Annotated in this window: 6 protein-coding genes and 2 pseudogenes; 3 read left to right on the top strand and 5 right to left on the bottom strand. The window is 73.5% G+C overall.

Going from position 1 to position 5068, the window contains the following annotated elements; translation table 11 throughout:
• The 3 genes from IE249_RS37855 to IE249_RS19455 all read right to left on the bottom strand — a co-directional run.
• Positions 1 to 599 (bottom strand): aldehyde dehydrogenase family protein (locus tag IE249_RS37855; protein WP_229858836.1); only part of this gene is annotated, 599 nt, incomplete at its 3' end.
• Between the two features lie 268 nt (positions 600 to 867).
• Positions 868 to 1545, bottom strand: coding sequence for a GntR family transcriptional regulator (locus tag IE249_RS19460; RefSeq protein ID WP_189706187.1), 678 nt, complete (start codon positions 1543 to 1545; stop codon positions 868 to 870).
• A gap of 165 nt (positions 1546 to 1710) precedes the next feature.
• Positions 1711 to 2658, bottom strand: a complete 948-nt coding sequence (locus IE249_RS19455; RefSeq protein WP_189706185.1) for a beta-ketoacyl-ACP synthase III — start codon at positions 2656 to 2658, stop codon at positions 1711 to 1713.
• Positions 2659 to 2758: 100 nt separating this feature from the next.
• Between IE249_RS19455 and IE249_RS40065 the strand changes: the two are divergent.
• The 3 genes and pseudogenes from IE249_RS40065 to fdhD form a co-directional block, all read left to right on the top strand.
• Positions 2759 to 2992 (top strand): annotated as a pseudogene (locus tag IE249_RS40065) (2-dehydropantoate 2-reductase N-terminal domain-containing protein); the annotation flags it as partial.
• Positions 2993 to 3022: 30 nt separating this feature from the next.
• Positions 3023 to 3267, top strand: a pseudogene (locus tag IE249_RS19445) (2Fe-2S iron-sulfur cluster-binding protein); the annotation flags it as partial.
• 7 nt (positions 3268 to 3274) lie between these two features.
• Positions 3275 to 4123, top strand: a complete 849-nt coding sequence (fdhD, locus tag IE249_RS19440) for a formate dehydrogenase accessory sulfurtransferase FdhD (RefSeq protein ID WP_189706183.1) — start codon at positions 3275 to 3277, stop codon at positions 4121 to 4123.
• A gap of 7 nt (positions 4124 to 4130) precedes the next feature.
• Here the strand turns inward: fdhD and IE249_RS19435 are convergent, their stop codons facing one another.
• Both IE249_RS19435 and IE249_RS37850 read right to left on the bottom strand, forming a co-directional pair.
• On the bottom strand, positions 4131 to 4658 hold the full coding sequence (locus IE249_RS19435; RefSeq protein ID WP_189706181.1) for an isochorismatase family protein: 528 nt from the start codon (positions 4656 to 4658) through the stop codon (positions 4131 to 4133).
• 181 nt (positions 4659 to 4839) lie between these two features.
• A partial coding sequence (locus tag IE249_RS37850) for a bile acid:sodium symporter (protein ID WP_229858835.1) occupies positions 4840 to 5068 on the bottom strand: 229 nt, incomplete at its 5' end.

The following is a 5068-nucleotide window of genomic DNA, read 5'->3' as shown; positions in this document are numbered from 1 at the left end:
ACGCCGCCGTCGGTGGGGGCCTTGGCGATGACCGCGTTGCCCGCCAGGGCCTGAACCAGCATGGCGTGGACGAGGACGCTCATGGGGTAGTTCCAGCTGGCGATGTTCGAGACCGGGCCGTCCAGCGGGGAGCGGTCGGCGATCATCGGCTCGATGCCGTCGACGTACCAGCGCACGCCGTCGATGGCGCGGTCGACGTCCGCCAGGGCGAGCCGCCACGGCTTGCCGATCTCCCAGACCAGCAGCAGCGCCAGGAGCGAGCGGTGTTCGGTGAGGGCGTCGAGGGTGGCGGCGATCCGGGCGCGGCGCTCGGGCAGGGGGACGTGGCGCCAGGCACGGTGCTGGTCGAGACAGGCTCGTACGGCGCGCTCGGCGGTGGCGCGGTCGAGGCGGGGCGCCCCCGCTATGGGGGTGGCGTCGACCGGGCTGGTGGCGGGGAGGGCCCGGCCGTCGGTCCGCCAGGTGGCGTCCCAGAGGTTCAGTACGCGGTCGTCGCGGAACGCCTCGGGCGCGAGCGCCAGGCAGCGCTGCCAGGCGTCGGCGTAGGAGGTGCCCGCTTTCAGGGTGAGGGTGGGCCGGTCGGTGGGTGGTTGTGCCATCGCTGCTCCGCTTCCGGTGCACGGTCGGGGGCGGGGGGTCGTGGCTGTCGCTCGCAGCAGGGTGCGAGGACCTCGTCGAAAGACGCTAGTGAGCCGGCACAGCGGCGCACAGTGATGCGGCGCGGACTGTGAGTGAAGTTACTTCCCGGTTCGCATCCCGGTCCGCATCCCGGTCCGCATCCCGGCTCGCATCACCGTGCACGCCTCCCTCGCCGAAGGCCGGTTGTACGAGCGCGGCCGTGCAAGGGTCCTTCCCGGAGGGGAGCTGTCAGCCCTGCGTCCGCTCGTGGTACGAGGCGCGGGTGTGCTCGGTGTGTTCGCGCATCAGGCGGGTGGCGCTCTGCTGGTCGTGACCGGCGATGGCGTCGATGAGCCCCCGGTGCTCCACCCACGACTGGCCGCCGCGCTGCCGGGCCACCGGCGTGTAGTACCAGCGCACCCGGCGATCGACCTGGGCGGCGAGTTCGGCGAGGACCGTGTTTCCGGCCAGCTCCATGATCTTGGCGTGGAAGCGGGCGTTCAGCCGCACGGCGGCGTCCACTTCGTCCTCGGCGACGGCCTGCTCCCCCTGCGCGCACAGCGAGCGGAGCGCCTCGACGCCCGCCTCGTCGGCGTGGGCGGCGGCCAGGCGGGCGGCCTCGGCCTCCAGCAGGGTGCGCACCGTGAGGAGCTGGTCGGCCTCCTCCTGCGTGGGCTCGTGCACGAACGCGCCCTGGGCGGGGCGCAGATCGACCCAGCCCTCGGTGTTCAGCCGCTGCAGCGCCTCGCGCACCGGCTGCCGGGAGACGCCGAGGTGTCCGGCGAGCTCGCTCTCGACCAGGTGCCGGCCGGGCTGGAGGGCCCGGGTGGTGATGAGTTCGAGCAGGGCCTCGTAGACCCTCTCGCGCAGTGGGCCGGGCCGCTCGAGCCTCGGCACCGCGCCCGGCGGCAGTCCTGTCGGCAACATCGCGGGTCCCCTCCTCGGCAGGGCCGTACGCTGCGGTCGGCAAGCCGGTCGGCCCGTGGCCCGGCATCGATGGTATTTCGTCTACAGTCCACGGCGCCCAGGGGCGCCTGGTCCGGGGAAGCCGGGGAAAGCCGGCACGTCGCACCGGGCGGCGCCGTCGCGCTCTCAGGGGCAGCGCACGACCTGCCCGGCGTAGGAGAGGTTGCCGCCGAAGCCGAACAGCAGCACGGGGTCGCCGGCGCCGATGTCGCCGCGCTCGACGAGTTTGGACAGGGCCAGCGGGATGCTCGCCGCGGAGGTGTTGCCGGACTCGGAGACGTCGCGGGCGACCACCGCGTTGACGGCGCCCAGCTTCTCGGCGAGCGGCTCGATGATGCGCAGGTTCGCCTGGTGCAGTACGACCGCGGCCAGGTCCTCGGGCCGGATGCCCGCCCGTTCGCAGGTCTGCCGGGCCAGCGGCGGGAGTTGGGTGGTGGCCCAGCGGTAGACGCTCTGCCCCTCCTGGGCGAACCGCGGGGGCGTGCCCTCGATCCGCACCGCGTGCCCCATCTCGGGCACCGAGCCCCACAGCACCGGTCCGACCCCCGGCTCCTCGCCGGCCGAGCACGCCTCGAGCACGGCGGCGCCGGCCCCGTCGCCGACCAGCACACAGGTGCTGCGGTCGCTCCAGTCGGTCACGTCCGACATCTTGTCGGCGCCGACGACCAGGGCGCGGCTCGCGGCGCCCGCGCGCACGGTGTGGTCGGCGGTGGCCAGGGCATGGGTGAAGCCGGCGCAGACGACGTTGACGTCCATGGCGGCCGGGCGCGGGATGCCGAGCCGGGCCGCGACGCGGGCGGCGGTGTTCGGGGAACGGTCGACGGCGGTGGAGGTGGCGACCAGGACCAGGTCGATGTCGCCGGGCGCGAGGCCGGCCGCCGCGAGCGCCTTCGCGGCGGCGTGCGCGGCGAGTTCGTCGACGGGCTCGTCGGCGCCGGCGATGTGCCGGGACCGGATCCCCACCCGGCTCAGGATCCACTCGTCGCTGGTGTCCACCATCCCCGCCAGGTCCTCGTTGGTGAGCACCTTTGCGGGCTGGTAGTGGCCTACGGCGGCGATGCGCGAGCCGTTCATCGGATGGTCCCCCTCGTTGCCGTGGGTAGCGGGGTTCACAGTCTGATCAGTGACTCACCGGTAGGGCGGCAGGCGAGGCCACAGGAATCGGGCACCCGCCTTGTGGGCTTCCGTCAGGTGCTGCGCGCACCCTTGCCCACCCGAGTTCCTCCGAACGGAGCGTTTCCGTGAGAGTCGCGGCCTCGGCGCCGGTGCGATCGGCGCCTGCGCCGGCGCCGCGCTCCACCGCGCGGGCGCGGACGTCCACCGCATCGTCATCGCCCGGGGACCGCGCCTGGCGGCCACGAGGCGGCACGGAGTACGGGTGCTCAGCCCGCGCGGCGACTTCACCCCCGCTCCCACGCCACCGTCACCCCGCGCGGGCCCGACCGGAGCACTGTCGTTCACGTCCGAGTTCGACATGCGCGCGGCGGGTACCTGGGACGGGACGGCGCAGACCCGCACCACCACGGTCTGCGCCTACTGCGGAGTGGGCCGCAATCTCACCCTGCACGTACAGGACAATGAGATCGTCAAAGGTCACCTTCGCGCACGACAACCCGGTGACCCCACGGCAACCTCTGCATCAAGGGCCGCTTCGGCCACCAGCACGTACAGAACCGGGGCTGATCAGGACATGGGACGAGTCACGGAACGACGCAAGGTGATCCGCATCAGGGACGGGGCCGTCTCCTCCCGGCCGGACACCCTGGTGGCCGAGGAGCCGCTGGAGATCCGGCTCAACGGCAAGCCGCTCGCCATCACCATGCGCACCCCGGGCGACGACTTCGCGCTCGCCGCCGGGTTCCTGGTGAGCGAGGGCGTCCTGGGCGCCGCGTCCGACCTGCAGAACATCGTCTACTGCGCGGGAGCGACGGTCGACGGCACCAACACGTACAACGTGGTGGACGTGCGGACCGCGCCGGGCGTGGCCGTCCCCGACATCACCCTGGAGCGGAACGTCTACACCACCTCGTCCTGCGGCCTGTGCGGCAAGGCGAGCCTGGACGCGGTCCGTACGACGGCCCGCTGGCCCATCTCCGACACGCCCCCGGTACGCGTCGGGGCGGACCTGCTGGCCGGCCTGCCCGAGCGGCTGCGCGCGGCCCAGCGGGTCTTCGACCGCACCGGCGGCCTGCACGCGGCGGCCCTGTTCTCCGAGGACGGCGAGCTGCTCGACATACGGGAGGACGTGGGCCGGCACAACGCGGTCGACAAGCTGGTCGGCCGCGCGTTGCAGAGCGGCGAGCTGCCGCTGTCCCGCGCCGTCCTGCTGGTCTCGGGCCGCGCCTCCTTCGAGCTGGCCCAGAAGGCGGTGATGGCGGGGATCCCCGTGCTGGCGGCGGTGTCGGCGCCCTCGTCGCTGGCCGTGGACCTGGCGGCGGAGACCGGGCTGACGCTGGTGGGGTTCCTGCGGGGGAACTCCATGAACGTGTACGCGGGCGAGGACCGCCTCGCCCTGCGGACCCCGGCGGCCCACGGCTGACCGCTCCTCAGCCGGCTCTGAAGCGCAGGGCGGCCGACGGGGCCACCGTGCCCAGGCGGGGGAAGTCCAGCCGCACCGACGCCTCGTGCTCGGGAGCGGTGAACGCGGCCATCGCGTCCTCGGCGAAGAGCAGCTCGTAGCCCAGGTCGGCGGCCGCGCGGGCGGTGGACTCCACGCCCAGGTTGGTGGCGATGCCGCCGAAGACCAGGGTGGTCACGCCCCGCTCCCGCAGACGCTCGTCCAGGCCGGTGCCCTGGAAGCCGCCGATCGTGCGCTTGACGATCTCCAGGTCGCCCTCGTGGCGCAGCCCGGCGGCCAGGGCGCTGCCGGGGGGCTGCTCGGCGACGCCGGGCCGTTCGACCCGGATCAGTACGACGGGGGCTCCGGCCGCCCGGAACCTGGTGGCGAGGTCCTCCGCCACGGCCAGGACGTCGGTGCCCTTGCGGGGCTCCAGGGGGAGGGCGACGATGCGGTCCATCAGGTCGACCAGGACGAGGGCGCAGCGCTTGGGATCGAGTGCGTCGGGTGCGGTCATGACGGAACGTTAGCCGCCATCACCCGTGCGTGCCGGAAATCCGGATCAACAGGCCGTGAACGGGTCCCGGCGCACGGCCCGCGTACAACCCGCAGGTCCATTCCGCCCTTGGGCGGAGGTGGGCGGCTGGTGCTGAGTCACGACGTCGACCGGCTGGACCCGGCGAACGTGCCCGCGGGTGTCAGCGGGGAGGTGTCGCCGTACCCGCCGCGGTTCGTGACGCTGCGGCCGGGGCCGCCGGGGTGACGTCCGGGGCGGGGTCGAGGTCGTGGGCGCGGCGCTTGGCGATCACCGCGCACACCATGAGCTGCATCTGGTGGAAGAGCATCAGCGGCAGCACGGCCAGCGAGGCGTGCGCGCCGAACAGGACGCTGGCCATGGGCAGTCCGGAGGCCAGGGACTTCTTGGAC

The sequence above is a fragment of the Streptomyces anandii JCM 4720 genome (assembly GCF_014650655.1).
Lineage (GTDB): Bacteria > Actinomycetota > Actinomycetes > Streptomycetales > Streptomycetaceae > Streptomyces > Streptomyces anandii.
This window is presented reverse-complemented; position numbering and strand designations above follow the sequence as displayed.

Bases quoted from the DNA above. Each gene is read 5' to 3' on its own strand.
- IE249_RS19435 (WP_189706181.1), bottom strand. From the start codon at position 4,658: ATGACCGCACCCGACGCACTCGATCCCAAGCGCTGCGCCCTCGTCCTG.
- IE249_RS19460 (WP_189706187.1), bottom strand. From the start codon at position 1,545: ATGTTGCCGACAGGACTGCCGCCGGGCGCGGTGCCGAGGCTCGAGCGG.
- fdhD (WP_189706183.1), top strand. From the start codon at position 3,275: ATGGGACGAGTCACGGAACGACGCAAGGTGATCCGCATCAGGGACGGG.
- IE249_RS19455 (WP_189706185.1), bottom strand. From the start codon at position 2,658: ATGAACGGCTCGCGCATCGCCGCCGTAGGCCACTACCAGCCCGCAAAG.